Source organism: Collinsella sp. AM34-10 (assembly GCF_003469185.1).
GTDB lineage: Bacteria > Actinomycetota > Coriobacteriia > Coriobacteriales > Coriobacteriaceae > Collinsella.
Window position 1 is genome coordinate 1 of the sequence record NZ_QSIL01000012.1, and the last position, 23,017, is coordinate 23,017.

23 protein-coding genes and 1 tRNA gene are annotated in these 23,017 nt (G+C 61.4%); 20 read left to right on the forward strand and 4 right to left on the reverse strand.

Going from position 1 to position 23,017, the window contains the following annotated elements; translation table 11 throughout:
- From DW823_RS09335 to DW823_RS09425, 19 genes are all read left to right on the forward strand, one after another.
- A partial coding sequence (locus DW823_RS09335) for an ABC-F family ATP-binding cassette domain-containing protein (RefSeq protein ID WP_147350684.1) occupies positions 1 to 1,960 on the forward strand: 1,960 nt, incomplete at its 5' end.
- Positions 1,947 to 2,243, forward strand: coding sequence for a hypothetical protein (locus tag DW823_RS09340; protein ID WP_164473297.1), 297 nt, complete (start codon positions 1,947 to 1,949; stop codon positions 2,241 to 2,243). The genes DW823_RS09335 and DW823_RS09340, both read left to right, overlap by 14 nt.
- Before the next feature lie 9 nt (positions 2,244 to 2,252).
- On the forward strand, positions 2,253 to 2,936 hold the full coding sequence (locus DW823_RS09345; protein WP_117564781.1) for a site-2 protease family protein: 684 nt from the start codon (positions 2,253 to 2,255) through the stop codon (positions 2,934 to 2,936).
- A gap of 84 nt (positions 2,937 to 3,020) precedes the next feature.
- Positions 3,021 to 3,830: a ScpA family protein gene (locus tag DW823_RS09350; RefSeq protein WP_118082002.1), complete on the forward strand. Its 810-nt coding sequence runs from the start codon at positions 3,021 to 3,023 to the stop codon at positions 3,828 to 3,830.
- 11 nt (positions 3,831 to 3,841) lie between these two features.
- The gene (gene scpB, locus DW823_RS09355; protein ID WP_117564783.1) at positions 3,842 to 4,570 is read left to right on the forward strand and encodes an SMC-Scp complex subunit ScpB; all 729 of its coding nucleotides are present in this window, start codon (positions 3,842 to 3,844) and stop codon (positions 4,568 to 4,570) included.
- Positions 4,571 to 4,592: 22 nt separating this feature from the next.
- Positions 4,593 to 5,519: a pseudouridine synthase gene (locus DW823_RS09360; protein ID WP_117646529.1), complete on the forward strand. Its 927-nt coding sequence runs from the start codon at positions 4,593 to 4,595 to the stop codon at positions 5,517 to 5,519.
- 65 nt (positions 5,520 to 5,584) lie between these two features.
- A complete protein-coding gene (gene cmk / locus DW823_RS09365) occupies positions 5,585 to 6,271 on the forward strand; it encodes a (d)CMP kinase (RefSeq protein WP_117840618.1) in 687 nt (228 codons plus the stop codon).
- Positions 6,272 to 6,274: 3 nt separating this feature from the next.
- Positions 6,275 to 7,003 carry a lysophospholipid acyltransferase family protein gene (locus tag DW823_RS09370; RefSeq protein ID WP_117840616.1) on the forward strand — a complete coding sequence of 243 codons (729 nt, stop codon included), beginning with the start codon at positions 6,275 to 6,277 and terminating at the stop codon, positions 7,001 to 7,003.
- Positions 7,004 to 7,005: 2 nt separating this feature from the next.
- Positions 7,006 to 7,905, forward strand: coding sequence for a 4-hydroxy-3-methylbut-2-enyl diphosphate reductase (locus DW823_RS09375; protein WP_233505669.1), 900 nt, complete (start codon positions 7,006 to 7,008; stop codon positions 7,903 to 7,905).
- A gap of 2 nt (positions 7,906 to 7,907) precedes the next feature.
- The gene (locus tag DW823_RS09380; RefSeq protein ID WP_118082004.1) at positions 7,908 to 9,350 is read left to right on the forward strand and encodes a DUF512 domain-containing protein; all 1,443 of its coding nucleotides are present in this window, start codon (positions 7,908 to 7,910) and stop codon (positions 9,348 to 9,350) included.
- A gap of 10 nt (positions 9,351 to 9,360) precedes the next feature.
- Entirely contained in the window at positions 9,361 to 10,695 is a 1,335-nt protein-coding gene (gene der, locus DW823_RS09385; protein ID WP_117776260.1) for a ribosome biogenesis GTPase Der, read from the forward strand.
- Positions 10,688 to 11,371 carry a glycerol-3-phosphate 1-O-acyltransferase PlsY gene (gene plsY, locus DW823_RS09390; RefSeq protein WP_055250144.1) on the forward strand — a complete coding sequence of 228 codons (684 nt, stop codon included), beginning with the start codon at positions 10,688 to 10,690 and terminating at the stop codon, positions 11,369 to 11,371. Before der ends, plsY begins: the two co-directional genes overlap by 8 nt.
- A gap of 9 nt (positions 11,372 to 11,380) precedes the next feature.
- Complete coding sequence (locus tag DW823_RS09395; RefSeq protein WP_055250142.1) at positions 11,381 to 12,388, forward strand: NAD(P)H-dependent glycerol-3-phosphate dehydrogenase; 1,008 nt, start codon at positions 11,381 to 11,383, stop codon at positions 12,386 to 12,388.
- An 18-nt stretch (positions 12,389 to 12,406) separates the two neighbouring features.
- Positions 12,407 to 13,078, forward strand: a complete 672-nt coding sequence (gene rpe / locus DW823_RS09400) for a ribulose-phosphate 3-epimerase (protein ID WP_055250140.1) — start codon at positions 12,407 to 12,409, stop codon at positions 13,076 to 13,078.
- A 6-nt stretch (positions 13,079 to 13,084) separates the two neighbouring features.
- Positions 13,085 to 14,263, forward strand: coding sequence for a cysteine desulfurase family protein (locus DW823_RS09405; RefSeq protein WP_118082007.1), 1,179 nt, complete (start codon positions 13,085 to 13,087; stop codon positions 14,261 to 14,263).
- Complete coding sequence (locus DW823_RS09410; protein WP_118082009.1) at positions 14,260 to 15,069, forward strand: Nif3-like dinuclear metal center hexameric protein; 810 nt, start codon at positions 14,260 to 14,262, stop codon at positions 15,067 to 15,069. The genes DW823_RS09405 and DW823_RS09410 overlap by 4 nt, the downstream gene beginning before the upstream one ends.
- Positions 15,066 to 15,785 carry a zinc ribbon domain-containing protein gene (locus tag DW823_RS09415; RefSeq protein WP_118082011.1) on the forward strand — a complete coding sequence of 240 codons (720 nt, stop codon included), beginning with the start codon at positions 15,066 to 15,068 and terminating at the stop codon, positions 15,783 to 15,785. Before DW823_RS09410 ends, DW823_RS09415 begins: the two co-directional genes overlap by 4 nt.
- A gap of 2 nt (positions 15,786 to 15,787) precedes the next feature.
- Positions 15,788 to 17,002 carry a bifunctional phosphopantothenoylcysteine decarboxylase/phosphopantothenate--cysteine ligase CoaBC gene (coaBC, locus tag DW823_RS09420; RefSeq protein ID WP_233543078.1) on the forward strand — a complete coding sequence of 405 codons (1,215 nt, stop codon included), beginning with the start codon at positions 15,788 to 15,790 and terminating at the stop codon, positions 17,000 to 17,002.
- A gap of 80 nt (positions 17,003 to 17,082) precedes the next feature.
- A tRNA-Pro gene (locus DW823_RS09425) sits at positions 17,083 to 17,159 on the forward strand.
- Between the two features lie 515 nt (positions 17,160 to 17,674).
- Here the strand turns inward: DW823_RS09425 and DW823_RS09430 are convergent.
- Positions 17,675 to 18,244 (reverse strand): DUF6273 domain-containing protein, encoded by a 570-nt coding sequence (locus DW823_RS09430; RefSeq protein WP_147350685.1) that lies wholly within the window; start codon positions 18,242 to 18,244, stop codon positions 17,675 to 17,677.
- 134 nt (positions 18,245 to 18,378) lie between these two features.
- On the opposite strand from DW823_RS09430, the gene DW823_RS09435 reads away from it, so the two are divergent.
- Entirely contained in the window at positions 18,379 to 18,783 is a 405-nt protein-coding gene (locus DW823_RS09435) for a hypothetical protein (RefSeq protein WP_118082013.1), read from the forward strand.
- Positions 18,784 to 19,047: 264 nt separating this feature from the next.
- On the opposite strand, the gene DW823_RS09445 is transcribed toward DW823_RS09435, so the two are convergent.
- From DW823_RS09445 to DW823_RS09455, 3 genes are all read right to left on the reverse strand, one after another.
- The gene (locus DW823_RS09445) at positions 19,048 to 19,344 is read right to left on the reverse strand and encodes a hypothetical protein (RefSeq protein ID WP_118082015.1); all 297 of its coding nucleotides are present in this window, start codon (positions 19,342 to 19,344) and stop codon (positions 19,048 to 19,050) included.
- A 69-nt stretch (positions 19,345 to 19,413) separates the two neighbouring features.
- Positions 19,414 to 19,914: a hypothetical protein gene (locus DW823_RS09450; RefSeq protein ID WP_118082017.1), complete on the reverse strand. Its 501-nt coding sequence runs from the start codon at positions 19,912 to 19,914 to the stop codon at positions 19,414 to 19,416.
- Between the two features lies 1 nt (position 19,915).
- Positions 19,916 to 21,592 carry an ATP-binding cassette domain-containing protein gene (locus DW823_RS09455; protein ID WP_233543079.1) on the reverse strand — a complete coding sequence of 559 codons (1,677 nt, stop codon included), beginning with the start codon at positions 21,590 to 21,592 and terminating at the stop codon, positions 19,916 to 19,918.
- Positions 21,593 to 23,017: the final 1,425 nt, after the last annotated feature.

Here is a 23,017-nt window from a genome sequence, read left to right on the forward strand (position 1 = left end):
CAACCCCGGCGAGCGCTTCGCGCTCGTGGGCCCCAACGGCGCTGGCAAAACCACCATGCTCAAAATCATCATGGGCATCGACAGTCCCGACTCCGGCCAGGTCCAGTACGCAAAGGACTGCCAGGTGGGCTACCTAGAGCAGGAAACTAATCTGGAACAAAAGGACACCACCATCCTCGCCGAGGTCATGGCCGCCGCCAAGGAAATCCGCCGCATGGGCGAGCGCGCTAACGAGCTGCAGGCCCAAATCACCGAGCTCTCCGAGCAGGGCAAGGACGTCGACGCACTCCTCAACGAGTACGGCCAGGTCCAGGACCGCTTTGAGCACCTGGGCGGCTACGAGCTCGAGAGCAACGCCCGCAAGATCCTGTCCGGCCTGGGCTTTAAGGTCACCGACTTTGAGCGCCCGTGCTCCGAGTTCTCGGGCGGCTGGCAGATGCGCATCGCGCTCGCCAAGCTCTTCCTGCGCCATCCCGACCTGCTGCTTCTGGACGAGCCCACCAACCACCTGGACCTCGAAAGCGTCCAGTGGCTGCGTGGCTTTATCGCCAACTACGACGGCGCCGTCCTCATCGTCAGCCACGACCGCGCCTTTATGGACGCCTGCGTCGACCACGTCGCCGCGCTCGAAAACCGTCGCGTGACCACTTACACCGGCAACTACAGCAGCTACCTCAAGCAGCGCGAGGACAACCTTGAGCAGATGCGCGCCAAGCGCGCCGCCCAGGAGCGCGACATCGCCCACATGCAGGTCTTCGTCGACAAGTTCCGCTACAAGCCCACCAAGGCCGCCCAGGCCCAGGAGCGCATCCGCAAGATCGAGCAGATCAAAAAGGAGCTTGTCATCCTACCCGAGGGCCACAAGCACATCGACTTTAAGTTCCCCGACCCGCCGCGCTCCGGCGACATGGTCGTGGGCCTGGAGGGCGTCTCCAAGTCCTACGGCAACAAGCACATCTACAGCGACATCGACCTCAAGCTCTACCGCGGCGAGCACGTGGCGCTCGTCGGCCCCAACGGCGCCGGCAAGTCCACGCTCATGAAGATCATCGCCGGTCTGGAGCCGCCCACCACCGGCACCCGCGACCTGGGCACCAACGTGGGCGTGGCCTATTACGCCCAGCACGCGCTCGAGGGCATGACCGAGTCCAACACCGTCCTGCAAGAGATCGACACCGTCACGCCCAAGTGGACCGTGCCGCAGCAGCGCAGCCTACTGGGCGCCTTCCTGTTTAGCGACAACGATTCCATCGAAAAGCAGGTGCGCGTCCTTTCCGGCGGTGAAAAGGCGCGCTTGGCCCTGGCTAAGATGCTCGTGGCCCCCGAGGCACTTCTGTGCCTGGACGAGCCCACCAACCACCTAGACATCGACTCGGTGGACATGCTCGAGAACGCCCTGCAAAACTTCCCCGGCACCATCGTGCTGATCAGCCACGACGAGCACCTGGTGCGCGCCGTGGCCAACCGCGTCATCGACATCCGCGACGGACAAGTCACGGTCTACGACGGCGACTACGACTACTACCTCTACAAGCGCGAGGACCTCGCAGCCCGCGCCGCCGCCGAGGCGTCCACGGAGAGCGCGCCGGCCACGACCAAGTCCGCCAAGGCCAGCGCCGCCCAGGCCGACACCCCCGTCGCCGCCCCCAAGCCTGCCGAGGGCAAAAAGACCAAGGAGCAAAAGCGCGCCGAGGCCCAAGCCCGCGCTGCGCTCAACAAAAAGCTCAAGGGCGTGCGTAACCAGCTCAAGAAGATCGAGACGGAGCTCGACAAAAAGCGCGCCCGCTATGACGAGCTTATGGAATTGATGGCGAGCGAAGAGCTTTATGCCGATCAAGACAAGTTCAACGCCGCGCTGGGGGAATATAACGGCCTTAAGCAAGAGCTACCCAAGCTCGAGGACGAATGGCTGGAGCTTTCCACCCAGATCGAAGAGGAGACCGCGCGTGAACTCTCGTAAGGCCGCTGCCGTGGCGATGAGCATCATCGCCATCGCCTGTCGCATCTGCGGCATCTTTATGAGCGCGATGACCGTGCTGCTGTGCTTTAGCGGCCTCACCGCCAAGTTGCAGATTGTGGGCTTCGTCGTCGAGCTTTCGCGCGCACTGCCGAGCGCCATCGCCGGCTACGGCGTCATCACATCGCCCTTTGGCGGCGTGTTCCGCTTGGATTACGCCATCGTGGCCGTCATCCTGTTTGTGGCCGACTACCTGCTCACGCGCGCCTCGCGTCGCGTCCGCTAGGGGAGCGCCATGTCCAGCAGCTACCTCATGAACCTGCTAGCCAGCGCCGTCGCCGTCATCGTGGGCATCGTGATCCACGAGAGCGCACACGCCGCCGCGGCCTGGGCACTCGGCGATAAGACGGCCCGTTCGCGCGGACGCGTCTCACTCAACCCGCTCAACCATATCGACCCGTTTGGCACCATCATCCTGCCGCTGCTCATGCTTGCCGCCGGCGGCCCGGTGTTCGCCTTCGCCAAACCCGTGCCCGTGTACCTCAACAACCTCAAACACCCCAAGCGTGATGAGGTCCTGGTGAGCGCAGCCGGCCCCGCATCGAATATCGCGCTCGCATGCCTGGCCGCAGCCCTCATGCACGCTGCATACGGCAACCTCTACGCCAGCATGTCCTTTGCCGTGGCGACGCAAATCATGAACTTCGGCGCCACCTTTATCGTGGTCAACCTGTCGCTTGCGTTCTTTAACCTCATTCCGATTCCGCCGCTTGACGGCTCGTCGATTATCGTGCCGTTCCTCAAAGGCAAGGCGCTCTCCACCTACTACCAGCTGCAGCGATACGCCATGCCCATACTCATCATTGTGCTGTATCTGCTGCCCATGTGGACTGGCATCGACGTGATCGGCCGCTATTTCGACGTTACCGTGTATCCGTTGGCCGAGTGGCTGCTCAACTTCGCAATCGCCGGCATCTAAGGTAAACTTACAGGTCGACCGTGCAAAACGGTCGCAACATGCACCCAAACCGCGCCGCGAAGGCGCCGTCAAAGGAGGTCGAAGATGTCGTATCGCGTGTCGACGCAGGTCTACAGCGGACCGTTCGACCTGCTGCTGCAGCTGGTAACCCGCCAAAAAGTTGATATCGGCGCCATCTCGATCAGCGAGGTGGCCGAGCAATACCTGGCCGAGGCCGAGCGTATCGAGGCGCTGGACCTGGACGTGGCGAGCGACTTTTTGCTGGTCGCGGCAACTCTTTTGGACATTAAGGCAGCCTCGCTGGTACCCCAGGAGGCCCCGCGCAAGACAGGCGACGGTGACGAGGACGACGAAGACCTCGAGGAACTCAGTGCGCTCGACGGCGACGCCCTGCGCGAAGTCCTGATCCAGCGCCTGATTGCCTACAAGCAGTTTAAAGGCGCGGCGGCAGCCCTTGGCGCGCGGATGCAGGCCGAGAGCCGCATGCATCCGCGCGTGGCCGGCCCCGACCCCGAATTCCTTGGCCTTATGCCCGACTACCTGGCCGGCATTACCCTGCGCGGCCTCGCCGTCATCTGCGCCGACCTGGACGGCAAGCGCCAGACTTTCCTGCTGGAAGCCGAGCACGTGGCACCGCATCGCGTGCCGCTCGACCTGACGGTGGCCTCGGTCGATCGCTTTACCATAGCTCACCAAACCTGCACCTTCCGCGAGCTGTTGGACGGCGATGCCACCACCGAACAGCTTGTCGTCACCTTCCTGGCCATGCTCGAGCTCGCCAAGCGCGGCTCGCTTACCCTGAGCCAGGACGAAATCTTTGGAACCATTCAAATCAATCGCGTCGAGGGCGCCGAGGCATACGTGCCCGGCGAGGGCCCCGAGCTCACCGAATAGGAGCGGCAACCATGTCAACCCTTTCCACGCTGGAGGCAAACAGCCTCAAAGGCGCCTTGGAGGCGCTGCTGCTGGTGTCGAGCGACCCCGTGAGTGCGCCCGCGCTGGCAAGTGCACTGGATATCGCCCCGGGCGAGTGCGCATCGCTGCTCGCCGAGCTCAAAGTTGAGTACGAGGAGGCTAACCGCGGTTTTCAGCTGCGCGAGGTCGCCGGTGGTTGGCGCTTGTTTACGCACCCCGCCTACCACGATGTGGTAGAGGCCTATGTGCTGAGCTGGGACACGCAAAAGCTGTCGCAGGCGGCGCTCGAGACCTTGGCCGTTATCGCCTACCACCAGCCAGTCACGCGCGAGGTGGTCAAGGGCATCCGCGGCGTCAACTCCGACGGCGTCATTGCGTCGCTCGTGGACAAGGGCCTGGTGCGCGAGCTCGGCCGCGACCCCGAGCGCGGTCAGGCCATCATCTACGGCACGACCAACGCCTTCTTGGAAAAGTTCGGTCTGCGCTCCACCCGCGACCTGCCCGATCTGGAGCAGTTTGCCCCCGACGAGCAGTCGCGCCGGTTTATCCGCGAGCGCCTGAGCGGTCGTAGCATTCAGTCCACGCTCGAGGAGCAGGCCGATGACCTGGACGAAGAGCGCGAACTGCTCGATACCGATGTTGAAGATGTTGAGGCAGTCGAGGACTTGGAAACCCTGGTCGTCGACGAGACCTCGGAGGATTTACATGACGAGGACTAACGAAGTAGGGGAGACGCGTGCCATGGGCAACGCAGTACCCGCAACCGACGCCCAGCCCGTCTACCCGCATACCATGCGCCTGCAGCGCTTTTTGGCGCGCGCGGGCGTGGCGAGCCGCCGCGGATCGGAGGACCTGATGACCGCCGGCCGCGTGACCGTCAACGGCCAGATCGCGACCGAACTGGGCACCAAGGTCGACGTCGACCACGACCATATCGAGGTCGACGGCATGCCCGTCAAGCTCAACCAGGGCTCCGTGTACCTGATGCTCTACAAGCCGACCGGCTACCTCACCACCATGAGCGATCCGCAGGAGCGCCCTTGCGTGGCCGACCTGGTCCCGCGCGACCGCTTTCCGGGCCTGTTCCCTGTGGGCCGCCTGGACCGCGACACCACGGGCCTTTTGCTCTTTACCACCGACGGCGACCTGTCGCAGGATCTGCTGCACCCCAGCAAGCATGTTTACAAGACCTACCAGGCGCTCGTGGACGGCAACCTGACCGATCGCGACTTAGAACCACTCCGCCGCGGCATCGAGCTCGATGACGGCCTGTGCCAGCCGGCGATCTGCCGCGTCATTAACGCGCGCGAGGCCGAGGCCGTAGCTCCGCAAGGCGTTAAGCCCGGCACCACCGCCGTGGAGGTCATCATCCGCGAAGGCCGCAAGAACCAGGTCAAGCGCATGCTGAGCAAGATTCACCACCCGGTGATCCGCCTGCACCGCTGCAACTTTGCCGGCCTGGAGCTCAAGGATGTGGCCAAGGGCTCGTGGCGCGAGCTCACCGACCGCGAGGTGCAGATCCTCAAAGACGGCGGTATCCCGCCCAAGCAGGCCAGCTCCAAGCGCAGCGCCGCGCCGGCGACCAACACCGCGAGTCGCACGCGTCACCACGGTAGCCACGGCTCCGCGCCCAAGCGCAACACCTACCGCGAGCGCTACACGAGCTAGGCAATCGCAAAGCCCCAGCGCCCGCGTCCCATACCAGCACGTCAACCACCGAAAGGAAGCATTGCATGATCGTCGCCATCGACGGCCCCGCCGGTTCCGGCAAGTCCACCATCGCCAAGGAGATTGCCCGCCAGCTGGGCTTTAACAAGCTCGACACGGGCGCCATGTATCGCGCCGTCACCTTCGCCGCGCTCGACCGCGGCATCGACCTGGACGACGAGGCGGCCATTGACACCCTCGCCGAGCAAATCGAGATCCGCTTTACCAACGGCACCGGCGAGGACACGCGCCTGACCATCGACGGCAAGGACGCATCGGCCGCCATTCGCACCCCGCAGGTCGACGCCAACGTGTCCAAGGTCTCGGCCTACCCGGGCGTGCGCGCCGCCATGCTCATCCACCAGCGCCGCGCCGCCGAGGACCGCGATATCGTCGCCGAGGGTCGCGACATCGGAACCGTCGTGTTCCCCAACGCACAGGTCAAGGTCTTCCTGACCGCCGACCCGCGCGAGCGTGCCCGTCGCCGTGTGCTGCAGCGCCACCAAAACGACGCCCAGCCGCTCACCGAAGAGCAGCTTGAGGCCGAGGTCGACGAGACCCTCGACGCCCTCAAGCAGCGCGATAAGCTCGACAGCAGCCGCGAGGTCGCGCCGCTCGTTCCCGCCGAGGACGCGGTACATGTCGACTCCACCGCCCACACCATCGACGAGGTCGTCTCGATCATCGAGGACCTCATCAACCAAAGGAGGTAGCCCATGCGCCTGTTTAAGCAGACGCCCGAGGATTACTACAACGCCCCCTACGCCGAGTTCCCGGCGCTCATCCGCGGCACCGTCGCCGTGGTCATGGGCATCCTGTGGGTCTTCTCCAAGCTCATGTGGCGTTGGAAGGTCGAGGACAGCGACCTGCTGTTTGAGCGCCAGGAAGGCCGCGGCAGCGTGGTCATCTGCAACCACACATCGATGGCCGAGCTCCTAGCTGTGGAGACGGCGCTGTTCTTTGGCGGCCGCCGCATTCGCCCCATTTTTAAGTCCGAGTTTGCGAAGAGCAAGATCGTGCGCTGGGCCTTTAGCCGCGTGGGCGGCATTCCCGTCGAGCGCGGCACCGCCGACATGAAGTGCCTGCGTGCCGCCCAGCATGCGCTGCAGCGCGGTGAGGACGTCCTGATCTTCCCCGAGGGTACGCGCATCCGCTCGCGCGAGATCAAGCCCGAAGTCCACGGCGGCTTTGCGCTCATCGCCCAGATGGGTAAGGCACCCGTCAACCCGCTCGCCATCTGCGGCTGGTCCGATATTACGCCTGCGGGCAAAAAGATCATGCGCCCCAAAAAGTGCTGGATCCGCGCCGGCAAGTTAATTTCGCTTTCCGACGCGCCTGTCGAGCTCAAGCGCAAGGAGCGCCTAGCCTGGTTTGAGTCCGAAGCCATGAGTCGCGTCTACGCCATGCGTGATGACCTGTGCGCCGAGCACCCGGGCAGGTTCTAGCCATGGACGAGGAAGTCATGAACACCGCCGAGGCTGTGCCCGGCAAGGCAGACGCCCCCACTATCGAAATCGCTGCCCACGCCGGCACCTGCTACGGCGTACAGCGTGCGCTCGATATGGCGCTGGCCGCTGCGCCGCAGGCAGGTGAGTGCACTCAGGTCCATACCTTGGGTCCGCTCATCCATAACCCGATCGTGGTACGCGAGCTCGCCGAGGCAGGCGTCGGTCTGGCCGACACCTTGGACGACGCCACGTCGGGCACTGTGATCATCCGCGCCCACGGCGTGGTGCCGCAGGTCATTGATGCCGCTCGCGAGCGTGGCCTTAACGTCGTCGACGCCACCTGCCCCTACGTGAAGAAGGTCCACGTGGCGGCCGAGCGCCTGGTGCGCGAGGGCTACCGCGTGATCGTCGTGGGCGAGCCGGGCCACCCCGAAGTCGAGGGCATCCTGGGCCACGCCGGCGATGACGCGCAGGTCGTGAGCTGCGCTGCCGATGCGGACGCGCTGTCGCTCAAGGGTAAAGTGGGCTTGGTTGTGCAGACCACCCAGACTGCGCAGAACTTGGCCGAGGTCGTGGCTGCTATCACCCCGCGCGTGCAGGAGCTGCGCGTGATCAACACCATCTGCGCCGCCACGAGTGAGCGTCAACAGGCAGCAGCCACACTTGCCAACCGCTGCGACTGCATGGTCATCGTGGGCGGCAAGAACTCGGGCAACACCCGCCGCCTGGCGCAGATTTGCGCAGACGCCTGCGAGCGCACGTATCACATCGAGGAAGCTTCTGAGCTCCAAGCCGCGTGGTTTACCGACGCTCACCACATCGGCATCACCGCCGGAGCCTCCACCCCGCAAGAACACATCGAGCGCGCCGTCGAGCGCATCAAGGAGCTTTGCCGCTAACCATGGACCAGACCGTACCCGCATACGCCGCCGAGGTGGCCGATTACGGGCGCAGCCGCGACCCCGAGCCGGGTGAGGGCGCGCTCGTAAAGAACGTGCGTCCCGAATCGCCCGCGTGGGATGTGGGTATCGAGCCGGGCATGCGCGTGCTCACGGTCAACGGTGAGGCGCTCACCGACATGATCGTGTGGCTCTGGGAGGCCGACGATGATACCGTCGACCTCGAGGTTTTCGACCCGCGCGACGGCACCGTCACCCCCGTCGAGCTCGACCGCTTTCCCGGCGAGGATTGGGGTTTGGAGTTCGATGGCCCCATCTTCGACGGCATGCGTACCTGCGTCAACGCCTGCGTGTTCTGCTTTATGACCATGCTCCCCAAGGGCGGCCGCTCCACGCTCTATATTCGCGACGACGACTATCGCCTAAGCTTTTTGCAAGGCAACTTTGTCACGCTTACGAACCTCACCGACGAGGACGTGCAAAACGTCATCCAGCGCAACATGAGTCCCATGAACGTGTCGGTCCACGCTGTGAGCCCCGACGTCCGCCGTCGTATGATGGGCCGTAACGCCCAGCGAGGCATGGACGTACTCGAGACCATCATGGCCGCCGGCATCGAGATTCACGCGCAGATCGTGTTGTGCCCCGGCATGAACGACGGCGAGGAGCTGGAAAAGACCCTGCGCTTTTGCGAGGAGCACGAGCAAATCACAAGCCTGGGCATTGTGCCGCTCGGTCTTACCAAACACCAAAACCGCTTTAGCTGGTCATACAGCGACAAGCCCGAACTGGCGCGCGAGACCATTGCCATGATCCGACCGTTCCAGGACCGCGCCTATGAGCGCTTTGGCCGCCACACCTTCCAGATGAGCGACGAGTTCTATCTGGACGCCGGCATCGATCCTCCAGAGGCAGACTTTTACGACGGTTACCCGCAGTACTACGACGGCATCGGCATGATCCGCTCGTATCTAGACGAGACCGACGACGTGCTTGCCGCCTATACCGAGCGTCTGGCCCGCGTCCGCGAGGCCATCGCCGCCCGCAGCCAGCATCTGCTGTGCCTCTCGGGCGCCAGCGCACGCGACACGGTGGCCCGCTTTGTGGAGTCGCCCCAGGGACTCGCCGGCACTGTCACGGCCATCAAGAACCGCTACTTTGGCGGCAACGTGGACGTGACCGGCCTCATCGTCGCGTGTGACATCTTGGAGCAGCTGCCCCAAGATCTGTCGGGGGTTATGCTCTTTGTGCCTAAGCTCATGTTCAACGCTGACGGCATGACGCTTGACGAGTATCATCGTGACGATTTACTCGCAAGCCTTACCAGTCGCGGCGCCGAGGTTCATGTGGTGTCAACCATGCCGCATGAGCTGCTCGATACCCTGGAGCATATCCTTGGCATTGTGCCTGCCGACTCTAACACTTCCACTGAACCTACCCATTAAAGGAGAGCAGATGAAACCTATCGTCGCCGTCGTCGGACGCCCCAACGTGGGCAAATCCACGCTCGTTAACCGCCTGGCCCAGACCTCGGACGCCATCGTCCACGAGTCTCGCGGCGTCACGCGCGACCGCTCGTATCACACGGCCGATTGGAACGGCCGCGAGTTCACCATCGTCGACACGGGCGGTATCGAGCCGCTCAAGAGCGACGACGTCTTTGCCACGTCCATCCGCGACCAGGCGCTCGCCGCCGCCGAGGAAGCCGCAGTCATCCTGTTTGTAGTCGATGGCCGCACCGGCGTCACCGAAGAGGACGAGTCGGTCGCCCGCATGCTCAAGCGCTGCGACAAGCCGGTCTTTCTGCTGGTGAACAAGCTCGACAACCCCGATCGCGAAAACGACAGCATCTGGGAGTTCTATTCGCTCGGTATCGGCGAGCCCACGCCGCTCTCGGCCCTGCATGGCCATGGCACGGGCGACCTGCTCGACGATATCGTGGCCCTGCTTCCCGAGGAAGAAGACGAGGTCGCCGATGAGTTCCCCGACGCGCTGAACGTGGCCATCATCGGCCGCCCCAACGCCGGCAAGTCGTCGCTGTTCAACCGCATCCTGGGCGCCGACCGTTCTATCGTGTCCAACATTGCCGGCACGACGCGCGACGCCATCGACACTGTCGTCGAGCGTAACGGCAAGCACTACCGCATGGTCGACACCGCGGGCATTCGCAAGAAGAGCACCGTGTACGAGAACATCGAGTACTACTCCATGGTCCGCGGCCTGCGCGCCATCGACCGCGCCGACGTGGCGCTGCTCGTCGTCGACGCCTCCGTGGGCGTTACCGAGCAGGACCAGAAGGTCATGGGTCTTGCCATCGAGCGCGGCTGCGCCATCGTTGTGCTGCTCAACAAGTGGGATCTGCTCGACGACGACCGTAAGCGCGAGGCCTGCATGGAGACCATCGACCGCCGTCTGGGCGTCATGGCTCCCTGGGCCCAGTACCTGCGCATCTCTGCTCTCACCGGCCGCAGCGTCGAGAAGATCTGGGCGATGGTAGACGCCGCCGAAAAGACGCGCTCGCAGAAGATTAGCACCTCGCGCCTCAACGCGTTCCTCACCGACCTGCGCGAGTTCGGTCATACCGTGGTGGACGGCAAGCGCCGCCTGCGCATGCACTACGTGACCCAGACGGGCGTCAACCCGCCGACGTTCACGTTCTTCGTCAACCACAGTGACCTGGTCAACGACACCTACCAGCGCTACGTGGAGAACCGCATGCGCTCGACCTTCGACTTTGCCGGCACGCCCATTCGACTCTTCTTTAGGAAGAAGGAGCAAAAGGATGCATAATCCGATTCTGCTGACCGCCATCTGCGCCGTGGTCTCGTTCTTTATCGGAGCGATTCCGTTTGGCCTGATCTTGGGCCGCGTGTTTAACCACACCGACATTCGCAAGGCGGGCTCCGGTAACATCGGCACCACCAACGCCCTGCGCGTAGCCGGCCCCAAGGTGGCCGCGCTCACGCTGCTGCTCGACTGCCTTAAGGGCGCCATCTGCGTTGTCATCGCCCGTCCGTTCATCGCGAGCGTGGGCTATGGATTTCCGCCGAACATCATGGCGCCCGGAGCCCCCGGCGACTGGATGCTCGGTGTCATTTGCCTGGCAGCCGTGTGGGGCCATATCTTCTCGCCCTATCTCAACTTCCACGGCGGCAAGGGTATCGCAGTTGGTCTGGGTGTCATCCTCGCCTGGTACTGGCCTATTGGCCTGTCGCTGCTGGGCATGTTTATCGTAGCCGTCGCCATCACCAAGTATGTGTCAGTGGGTTCGCTTGCCGCGGCCATCGGACTTCCTATCGCTGCTTGCGCGGTCTTTCCGTACAGCAGCCTGGGCCTCAAGTTCTGCATGGCGATGATCGGCATCACCGTGGTGTGGGCCCATCGCTCGAATATCCAAAAGCTCATGGCCGGTAAGGAGTCCAAGCTCTCGTTTACCAAGCGCGTCACCGAGCCCGACGATAAGTAGGAGAGAGTCATGAATGTTGCGCTGATTGGCTCCGGCTCCTGGGGAACCGCCGTCGCCGGCCTCGCCGCCGAGCGAGCCGAGCGCGTGACCATGTGGGCCCATAGCGAGCAGACGGCCACCGGCATCAATGCCGAGCACCGCAATCCCCGGTATCTGGTGGACTACGAGCTGCCCGGCAACGTTGTCGCCGCCACGGACCTGTCGCAGGCGCTCGACGGCGCCGAGGCCATCATCTTTGCCGTGCCCTCCACGCACCTGCGCAGCGTATGCCATCAGGCAGCACCCTTCATCGCCGCCGACACCCCGGCACTCTGCCTCACCAAGGGTATTGAGCCCGAATCCGGCCTGCTTATGAGTGAGGTAATCGCCAGTGAGATCGGCAACGAGTCGCGTGTCGCGGCGCTCTCGGGCCCCAACCATGCCGAGGAGATCTGCCGCGGCGGGCTTTCTGCCGCCGTCATCGCCAGCAATGATCCACAGGTAGGGGAGACCTTTAAGGACCTGCTCCTATCCACGGCCTTCCGCATCTACCTGTCGCAGGACATGACCGGCGTCGAGGTTTGCGGCGCCATGAAAAATGTCATCGCCATCGTGTGCGGCATTTCCGCCGGTTCTGGTGCGGGCGACAACACGCTTGCCCTTATCATGACGCGCGGCCTGGCCGAGATCAGCCGTCTGGTGCACGCCCGCGGCGGTCAAGCCATGACCTGCATGGGTCTTGCCGGCATGGGTGACCTCATTGCCACCTGCACCTCCGAGCATTCGCGCAACCGCACCTTTGGCTACGAGTTTGCCCACGGCATCTCGCTCGACGAGTACCAGGCACGTACGCATATGGTGGTCGAGGGCGCCGTCGCGGCCCGCAGCGTCAGTGAGCTTGCCCGTTCACTGGGCGTAGACATTCCGCTCACCTTTGCCGTGGAGCAAACGCTCTACAACGGTGTTACTTTGGATAGGGCGCTCGAGATTCTCACAGATCGCGTCCCTTCTCAAGAGTTCTACGGACTCACCGACTAGCGCAGAAAGGCTTCTACCATGGGTTCCATCAAAATCGCTCCGTCTGTCCTTTCGGCCGACATGGCCAACCTCAAGGGCGAACTCGACAAGATCGCCGGTGCCGACTACGTGCACTTCGACGTTATGGACGGTCACTTTACCGGCAACCTCACCTTTGGCGTTGACATCCTTAAGGCCGTCAAGCGCTCCACCGATGTACCGGTCGACGCGCACCTCATGGTGACGAACCCCGACGAGACGGTCGATTGGTACGCCGACGCCGGTGCCGACATGATCACCGTGCACTACGAGGCTTCCACGCACCTGCACCGCACGCTCACGCATCTGCAGCAGCGCGGCGTCAAGGCCGGCGTGGTGCTCAACCCCGCCACCCCCGTGTGCGTGCTCGAGAGCATCATCGACGTCGTCGATATGGTGCTGCTCATGAGCGTGAACCCGGGCTTTGGCGGCCAGAGCTTTATCCCGGGCACCATCGCAAAGCTTCACGAGCTCAAGGCCATGTGCGAGCGCCACGGCGTGTCGCCCCTGATCGAGGTCGACGGCGGTATCTCTTCCAAGAACATCGCCGAGGTCGTCAAGGCCGGCGCCAACGTGCTCGTGGCCGGCTCCGCCGTATTTAAGTCCGAAGATCCCGCTGCCGAGGTTGCGCTGCTGCAGAAGCTGGGCAACGAGGCCGCACAGGAGGCATAAACCCTTATGACCGCAGGTCAAAACCGCATACCCGTGAATCTTGACTATGCCGCCTCGACGCCAATGCGCGCCGAGGCGCTCCTTGCGCAGCGCGAGTACGACGACAGCGAGCTTGCCGGCGTCAACCCCAACTCGCTGCATTCGCTCGGCCGCAAGGCTGCCGCGCGTCTGGAGGTTGCACGTCGCGAGATCGCCCGCAGCTTTGGCGCGCACGTCCGCCCGTCCGAGATTGTACTGACCAACGGCGGCACCGAAGCCAACCAGCTGGCGCTGCTCGGTCTTGCCGAGGGCGCTCGTCAGCGCGATCGCAAGCGCGGTCGCGTAATCGTTTCGGCCATCGAGCACGATTCGATTCTGGACAACCTGCCGCTGCTGCGTGCCGCCGGCTTTACCGTCGACCTGGTGCAGCCCTGCCGCGCGGGCTACGTTGAGCCTGCCACGCTTGTCGAGCTGCTAGGCGACGACGTGGCGCTCGTGAGCATTATGGTCGCCAACAACGAAACCGGCGTGGTGCAGCCCATCCGCGAGCTTGCCGCAGCTGCGCACACCGCAGGTGCCCTGTTCCACACCGATGCCATCCAGGGCTACTTGCATATTCCACTCGATGTCACCGAGCTGGGCGTCGACGCCATGTCCGTCGCAGCCCACAAGATTGGCGGTCCCGTGGCATCCGGCGCGCTCTACCTTAAGAACCGCACGCCGCTGCGCCCGCGCATCTTTGGCGGCGGACAGGAGGGCGGTCGTCGTGCCGGCACGCAGGACCTGCGCACGCAGCTGGCCTTTGCCGCTGCCGCCTCCGTGTTGCTGCCGAATGTGGACCGGGAGCGCGCGACGCTGCAAGCCCTTTCCGACAAGCTCTACGCCACGCTTACGGCTCATCCGCGTATTCATGCCACCATGGGCGACTACACACAGGCCGATCGCCTGCCGGGCATGGTGTCGATCTACGTTGACGGCATGGATTCCGAGGAGCTCATCGTCAAGCTCGATGCCGCCGGCTTTGAGGTTTCGGCCGGCTCGGCGTGCTCGAGCGGCAGCATGGACCCCAGCCACGTTTTGAGCGCGATGGGCATCGGTTGCGAGCAGGCTCTGGGCGCACTGCGCATCTCGTTCGATGACCGCGTGAATCCGAGCGATCTGGACGAGTTTGCAAGTGCGCTGCTCTCGATCGTAGGCGCCGCATGATCGTGGCCGAGCTTGAGCGCGCGCTGCTGGCGCGCTATCCCAAGACCGATGCCGAGAGTTGGGACCATGTAGGACTCTCCGTCGGCGACCCTGCCGCGGAGATTACCGGTGTTGCCTGCGCACTCGATGCGACCGAAGCCAATGTGCACCGCGCCCAGGAGGCCGGCGCCAACGTGCTGCTAACGCATCATCCCATCTATATCAAGGCGCCCGAGGCGTTTTGTCCGTCGTATTCCGCACGCCCCCAATGCAGCGCGGCGCTCTACGAGGCAGCGCGTTGCGGCGTGAGCATCATCTCGCTCCACACCAATCTGGACCGTTCGCACGAAGCGCGCACCTGCCTGAGCGAGCTGCTGGTCGCCGAACCCGTGAGCTCACTGGAGCACGTGGACGACCCCGAGGCCACCGGCCTGGGCGCGCTTGCAACGCTCAACGACCCGTGCACACTGCGCGATCTTGCTACCCGTGCTACCACAGCCTTCGGCAGCGACCCGCGTGTGTGGGGCGAAGCCGAGCACGCATGCCGTACCGTCGCTATTTTGGGCGGCTCCCTGGGAGACTTTGGAGAGCTCGCCATCGCCGCGGGCGCAGATGTCATCGTAACCGGCGAGGCGGGCTACCACGTGGCGCAAGACCTTGCCTTGCGCGGGCTGCCGGTGATCTTGCTCGGCCACGACCGCTCCGAAGAGCCATTCGTTGATATATTGATGAACTCTGCAGTTGACGCCGGGGTCGACCCCCGTCATGCGATTAAAATACTGAACCCTTGCCAATGGTGGACTGTGACAAAAGGAGAGAACTTATGAGCGCCGGCGCTACGCTACTCAAGCTGCAACAGATCGATTTGGAGCTCGCCCGCAACAAGAGCGAACTTGCCAATATGCCGGAGCTCAAGGAGCTCGCTTCCAAGCGCAAGACCTATGTGAAGCTCAAGTCCGAGATGACCAAGCTCTACGCCCAGCGCAAGGATCTGGACATTGAGCTCGACGATCTCAACACCACCGAGATTCAGACCAACAACGCCATCGAGGCTGCCAAGAAGCGCCATGTCGACGGCTCCGACTACCGTGAGGTTCAGGACCTGGAGAATGAACTCTCAACCCTGGCCAAGCGTCTGGACAAGATCGAGCACACCCGCAAGGACGTCGTTGTCGCCCATAAGGAGGCGCTCGACCGCGAGGCCCGCGCGCAGGCCATCATCGCCAAGTTCGAGGAGGGCGTGAAGGCCGATACCAAGGCCGCCCGCGCCAAGGCTGCCGACCTTCAGGCTCAGATTGACACCGCCACTAAAGAGCGCACCGCGCTTGCTGCCACGCTGCCGGCCGGCGTGCTCACCGACTACGAGCGTCTGCTCAAGCAGTTCCGCGGCCTGGCCGTCGAGACCATCAAGGGCAACATCCCCACGGTCTGCCACACCGCGCTGCAGGCATCGTCCATGAGCGACCTCAACCATGACGGTAGCGAGATCACGCATTGCCCGTACTGCCACCGCCTCCTAGTACTCCCGAGCAAGGAAGCCTAGCGATGACGGCGGCATCCAACAATTCAATGCAACTTGAGGGAAAAACGATCCTGCTGGGCATTACCGGCGGGATCGCCGCCTATAAGTCGTGCAATATCGTTCGCCTGCTGCAAAAGCGCGGCGCGCGCGTCAAGGTCGTTATGAGCGAGCATGCCACCGAGTTTGTGGGCCCGCTCACCTTCCGTGCGCTCACCAACGAGCCCGTCGCCGTGGGCCTGTTCGACGACCCCTCCGACCCCATCCACCACATTTCACTGGCCCAGGAGCCCGATCTGGTGGTCGTGGCGCCCGCGACGGCGAATATCATAGCCAAGATGGCTAACGGCATCGCCGACGACCTCATCTCTACCACGCTGCTCGCCACGCCGCGACCCATTGCAATCGCGCCGGCCATGAACAATGGCATGTGGAAGGCGCCGGCAACCCAGGCCAATATGGCCACGCTGCGCGACCGCGGGGTGTACGTGGTTGGCCCCGGTAGTGGCTACCTTGCCTGCGGCGACGTGGACACGGGGCGCATGAGCGAGCCCGAGGACATCGTCGAAGCCATCTGCGAGGTGCTGAACCCTGTCCCGCAAGACCTGGCAGGTAAGCGCGTCGTGATTACCGCCGGCCCCACGCACGAGCCGATCGATCCCGTGCGCTTTATCGGCAATCGGTCGTCGGGCAAGATGGGCGTCGCCCTGGCAGGGGAGGCCGTACGCCGCGGTGCTGCGGTCACGCTTGTGTTGGGGCCGACATCGCTCGATGTTCCCCGCGGCGTGGAGTGTGTGCGCGTGCAGACCGCCGCTGAAATGCTGAAGGCAGCGCTCAGCGCCTTTCAGACGGCCGATGCGGCCATTTGCGCGGCAGCCGTCGCCGACTACACCCCCGCGGCCCCTGCCGACCATAAGCTCAAAAAAGCCCACGAGCGCCTGGATCGTATCGAACTGGTCGAGACGGTCGATATTTTGGCTGAGCTTTCGCGCCAAAAGGGGGAGCGGTGCGTGATCGGCTTTGCGGCCGAGACCGATAACGTCCTGGAGTACGCGCAGCGCAAGCTCGCGCGCAAGGGTTGCGATGCCATTATCGCCAACGATGTCTCACGCGCCGATTTGGGCTTTGGAACCGATACCAACAAGGCCTGGATCGTGAGTACGGCGGGTACGCAAGAACTTCCCGTTCTAACAAAACCCCAGCTCGCAGATACAATTTTGGACTTGCTCAAAAATAATTAAAAAAGTTCTTGCGCTAGGCCAAAGTTTCGGGTTAATATAATCCCTGTTGCGAGCGAGAGCAGAGCAACAAACAAAAGCTTCGGGACGTGGCGCAGCTTGGTAGCGCACTTGACTGGGGGTCAAGGGGTCGCTGGTTCGAATCCAGTCGTCCCGACCAGAAGTTTGCAGGTCAGGCACCTAGTGTCTGACCTTTTTTGTTTTAAGCAATTGCTTAATTTTGATTAAGCAACAAGGTGCCAAAAATCTACCTACGCGATAACCTCTTTTTGCGGCTACTTGCGCGTTTTGCACGCGCTTGAGCCGATTTATTAACGCGATATGAATCTACATACGCGTAGCTGGTATACAGCCGAGTACAGGCTGTATTTATCGCGGCGATTTACACAGATATAGCGACTGTAACGAACAAGCGTGTCGCTGTATTTATTCCAGTAGCTCACTTGAACGGTGGACAAGTGAGCTGTTGCAGCGAAACGCCAAACAGGATGGGCTCCATACGAGGACGCCGCAGAGGTAATGGCGGGAGAGTTCGGCTGGCGCGCTGAGAGCCGCTGTGTGACCCCATTTCTACTCAAACCGATAACTATGCTTCAAGACGAGAATCGTTCGTTTGGTTGCCAAATAAAAAGCCCGCGCAGAATCGCACGGGCTTTTCATTGGTTGCAGATGAGGCTAAAAGCAGAAGGCGGGGAACACGCAGTAGATGTTCGTCGCGCTGTAGTAGTCATAGCTGCCGTTGCTGTGGACACAGCGGAAGGACGCGGAGTTGCTCGGATGCACGGAGCGAGTCCAGTGATAGCTGCTCGACGAAGCACTGGAATAGTTCGACGTTGTCACGCCCTTGGATTTGTAGTACTCGTACTGGGCGCCGTCAGACTGGAGGTCACCGTAGACTTCAGTCATCGAGAGCAGGAAGACCTTGTCAGTCGTGGCCGAGGGGGTGCCTGCCTTGCCGCCGCCCAGGTTGTCGGTCATCTTCGTGACGGACTTCACCTTGGACTGGAGTTCGCAAGGCAAAAGCGACCAGAGGTCGCCGGTATTGAGGCGGCCGCGGAGTTCGGACTTCTCCCAGCCGCCGGCGTGCGTGTTCGTGGCGTTTATTCTCTGTAGGGCCAGGGCATTGTTGGTCGCCTCGAACGTAAGCCCCGCCTTGCCTGAGCCATCAGCAAAAATTAAGATAAGACCGTGTATGACCAATATGAACTTGAGCATATTCCGTCCGTATTCATACTGGATGATCAAGGAAACATCATCGGCTTATCCGAAGGAGAGGAAGAACCTCTTGCCTTATTAAAGAAATACGCCAAATACAACGGATATAAAGCGGAAGGAGGCGACATCAAGTAACTATCAAAGCCCAGATTAAGGAGCCAGCCATGAAGAAATGCCTGCCCTCCATCGTCTCAGCAGCTCTTTGCCTCTCCCTTGTCATGACACCATTTGTGCCCGTTGCGGCAGCCTATGCCGACGAGGGGTCTCCCGCCGAGAGCAGCGAGATCTACGTCGGAGACAACTACGACGAAAAATACGATATATCCCTTTTTGAGCGCGGACGCTGCACGGATTCATATTCCAAGGCGTGGTGCGATTCTCACGGATTTGCAAATAACCGCACCGTCCCTCACAAGGTCAAGCTGAACGCGAAGGAGGAGGCTTGCCTGCGCGATCCCTACCTTGCTGGCACCGCTGAAGTTATCGCCGGTCTCGTGACAACCGGTCCTGGCGGCGGCTTGTTTGCAACCGCAATGACATCGTACCAACTTTTCACTTGCATGTTCTGAAAGGCAGTTGCCATGCAGTCGCAAAATCAATCGAGATACTTGACCACAATCGGCTTTGCCCTGCTTGCATTACTCTTTGCTAGCGACCTTTTGCTGAAACCGCCCAAGGAACTCGTTTCGCTTGCCATAGCCTGCATTTCAGCCCTTTACTTTACGGCAACCCTATTCGTCGGACTAAAGGAGAGGAAAAAAGGCGCAGTCGTTGCATCTGCCGTAGGCGTAATCATAGCCATTGCCTCATTCTTTATCTGACACATTGGTGATCTAGGGGCGATATCGTAGGAATACGACCGGGAGAGCCGGGACCAGATTGCCCGGGTTGCCCGGTCGGCTCGCGCGACGGCGCGGCGGTTCCACAGAAAGCTCTCCGGACTTCACGCCGTTTCTGATCGCATTGTAGACAGCCATCTCGTCTTCGCAGTCGGCGAGCACGCGGTGTGCGTCGTCGTTTTGGATGTCCAGTAAATCTCGAAGGTCCTCCATGTACCAGCGTCCGAGATTTGGCCATGCGCGTTGCGCGAGCTGATAAGTGTCGATTGCGATGTTGTAGTTAAAGTCCAAGCCAAAGCCGTCCCAGGCAGAACGGCTTTGTTTCCTTGATTATCAACTTCATCCGGACACTTCCCGCATTCATCCGTGTGTGTACGGATGAATGCGGGGTTCAATACCCCGGCGGCCTGATCGGCAGACCGCCGGGAATTCTCGCTCCTCGAAAAAAGCCGGCACTCGGTTAGTCCTGCGCATCTTGAAATCGCCAGACTCGTGGGAGACGTAGAGAATGCCGTCCATCCCATCTCGTGATGCATACGACAGGTGAACTGAACCGCAATCCGATCCATCATTGTCGAGAAGATCGAACGAATTCGGGTCGCTCGTTGCGGCCAAACGACCACTCAGACAAGAGCCATCGTCATTACAGATTTGCCATTCCATGTCTTCGCCTGCAAGAATCGCCATAGACGGCCTGGTCGCGCCATCGTTGACATACATCCCGTCTATGCCAAACCCATTTTCAGCGCCATCGATGAACGACTGCTCGGACCTATACCTCGCAAATGATGCACATAGCACCATTGCAAGACAAAGTACAAAGCCAACAATCGCTATCTTTGCATAGCTCTTGCCTATCATGTCATTCACCTCGCTCGTATGTATCGAGATATTCCTGCTTGAGCGTCTGCGAGGACGACTTGATCTTTTCCACGAGCGTGCCGGCCTCGATGAAGTAGAACGAGTTGGTGAGGTCTGCCAGGTCGTCGAGCAGATGGCTTGAAATGAGCACGCTTCGTCCCCGCGCCACCTCGCTGCGCATCGCGTCGCAGGAGGTTTTCCGTTTTCCCGGATCGAGGCCGTTCAGCGGTTCATCGAGGATGAGGTACGGGCAATCGGTCGCTATCGCCATGGCAAGCTTTACCTGCTGCTTCATTCCTGTCGAGAGTTTACGGGTCGGCTTGTCGAGATATGGGGAGATTCCGAGGGAGTCGCAGAGCGAGTCGATGTCGGCGGCCGATTTCCACGCCTCCCTAACGAAAGCAAGGTGCTCGATGGCCGATAGCGTGGGATAGAGATCCGCGCTGCCCGAAGAGCTCAGGTAGACGAGTTCTGCAAATTCGGCTGATTGACGTTGGCTGATTCCGTCTGCCGCCAGGCTTCCCGAGCGGATGCGGGTGGGAAATTGGCCCGACAGCGCTTCAAGAAGGGTGGTTTTCCCCGAGCCGTTGGGAGCAACGAGGCCCGCCGCCGTTCCCGGGCTCAGGAAAAGCGACCCGATTGAAAGTATCGTCGTGCTTCCGTATCCCACGCTCGCGTCCAGAAGCTCGAGCCCATGGTGCTTTTTCGCGGGTCCAGGCTGTTTGGGGGAACGTGTCGCAACGGCGCCGACCGCAAAAAAGACCGCGACGTATGCCAGGGCCACGGCAAGCATCGATGCGCTGCCTGAACCGGAGCCAATGAATTCCGTCGGGAAACATCCTACGTAACCCGTTGCCTCGATAGGCGAGAATACGGGCAGTGGCAGGAGCCCGAGCACGGCATTATGCCCTAGTGCCGAATCGGACAATAACGGGAATGCCGGGGCCGCGACAAGCAGCGCGGAGGTAAGGGGGCCCGCGAGGACGCGCCTCGTTGCGGTCGATAGGACGGCGGAGCAAACGGATATCAAGGTTCCGCCCGCAAGCAGCGCGAGAAGCAGGGCTGTGAAGACGTTTCCCGCGGTCGTGGTGGTAAGCGCGCCGTCATGGAAGAAGGCGATCGGGTACCCAATTTGCCCGAAGCCGTTTAGGACCAAGGCGTAAATGCCCCCGGGTGCGAGGCCGGCGAGGAGCATCGCGGTCCCCGCGACGATTATCGAAAACACGATCTGAATAAGGCGCCGGAATTTGGGCACGGGCGCCTTTGCCGCCAGGGTCCCGGGCCTTGTGGCGCCGAGCACGAGTATCGACGAGAGAAGGAAGGGGATGAAGGGAAGGAAAGACGGCGCCGTGGCAATGGCGTAAGGCAGGAAGGAAAGGAATGGCAGGTCGTTTGCGGAGGCCGGGATATCCGTGATGCCGGAGCTGCTCAGGGCACGGCAATATGCGAGCGCTGCGTCATTGGTCTCTCGGTCTCCCACGATGGACCCGGATTGGAAGCCTTCGCCCATGAGCGCGTAGTAGCTCTCGGCAGAATCGAGAAAGGCGGCGTCGGTTTGAGCGGCAAGGGCGGCGTTCGCGTATCTTGCAAGCTCCGCGTCATTTTGCTGCTCTGGAGATAGGTCTGTGCCGCTGGCCTGGGGCGCGCGCGTATTGAATGCGTCGACAAAGCTCTGCATGCCCTGCTTCATAAAGAAGGGGCCGTAAATGGGTGAATTGAACGCAATGGGGATGGAGAAGGCTGCGGCAAGAACGAGCGTACAAATCCATACGGCCTTGTCTCTTAGGATTAGTTTGAGAAGAAGTCGACAGTACATTTAGAAGCACCTACGTTCCTCAAAGAATTGTTAGATTAAAAGTAACAGACCGGATGAAGATACGTGCGACGGGGGCGAGGCGAATGACTGAGCGGTATCTATACGCGGGTTCAACGGTATTATATTGACCACATAGATTATTAACTTGCATTTCTAACAGTTAAGGAGACGGGTGCTTTCCAGCACACTCCTTCGATGATGCCTTCCGCTAGTTGCTATGCTGGTTTCAGCCAACAAAGAATGTGTCCGGGCGCTCAGGTTAACCGTTAGCGTTGGCAACATCACCGTTAGCGTTGGCAACATATGAGATGGGCCAGACCCTTGCCGCGCGCCGATTGCGCGAGAGGTGTCGGGCTCCATGTTTATTCCACCTGCTTGTTATCAACCAGCTTCGTTCAACGTCAGACATTCAAGATGTCAGACGTTGAACCTGCGCCAAAGACGCAGCTGGGGCTACTAGATGCCTACAATCGCTCGCGAAGCTCGCCTGTTCGTGCGTGAATGTCTGACAGCTCCGTCAGACATTGTCGGACATTTGATTGTTCGACAAATGCGCACGTGGTCGCGTTCGCAAAGATTACTGAACGGTCGATGGGTGCGTTGAGACCGGAGCAAACGGCGGATGCCAGAAAAATGGCCTCACAGAATCGCACCCATGGTTGATAAAATTGACCGCCCGGGCGCAAATACCCGGGCGGTCAATTCATCCCCTCGTTCGCGATCCTGTGGGGTTTGGGGCTTTGACATGTTGTTGACGGATGGATCAGCCGTACAGCTTGATCTCCCGGGGTTCCATGCGGTCGTCCCCCAATAAGACGTCCCTGATGTAGCTCTGCGGCAGGAACTCGACGGGCAGCACTGGGTCGTCGACGTAGCCGGGCACTGGGAGTAGGCGTGGCCTTTGGACATAGCGTGGCCGCCTGCCGGCGGTCGGACTGCCACTTCAGCCAAAAGCTCAGGCGCGCGCATTAAAATAATGGATATATCGCTTGATGGGCTTTTGACCAAGCATGAACATCGCAGGTAAATCCGTGTACCAATTTTTGGTACACGGATTTACCTGCGGTTTGTTGAAAGCTCTGACATGCGCTGTAGACTTCATTAAAATCGATTGCCGATCAAGTCTTCCTATATATGCGAGCCCCAAGAAACTGCGCTGTGAACCTGAGTCCCCTATCGATCGGCCCGGTGCACCGGGCCGCTGTCCTCGAGCCGGCAACAGCTTGCCGGTCTCAAAACGTATACTTGATTTAAGGCGGAGTGGAATGTGGGCGCGCAAGGAGATGC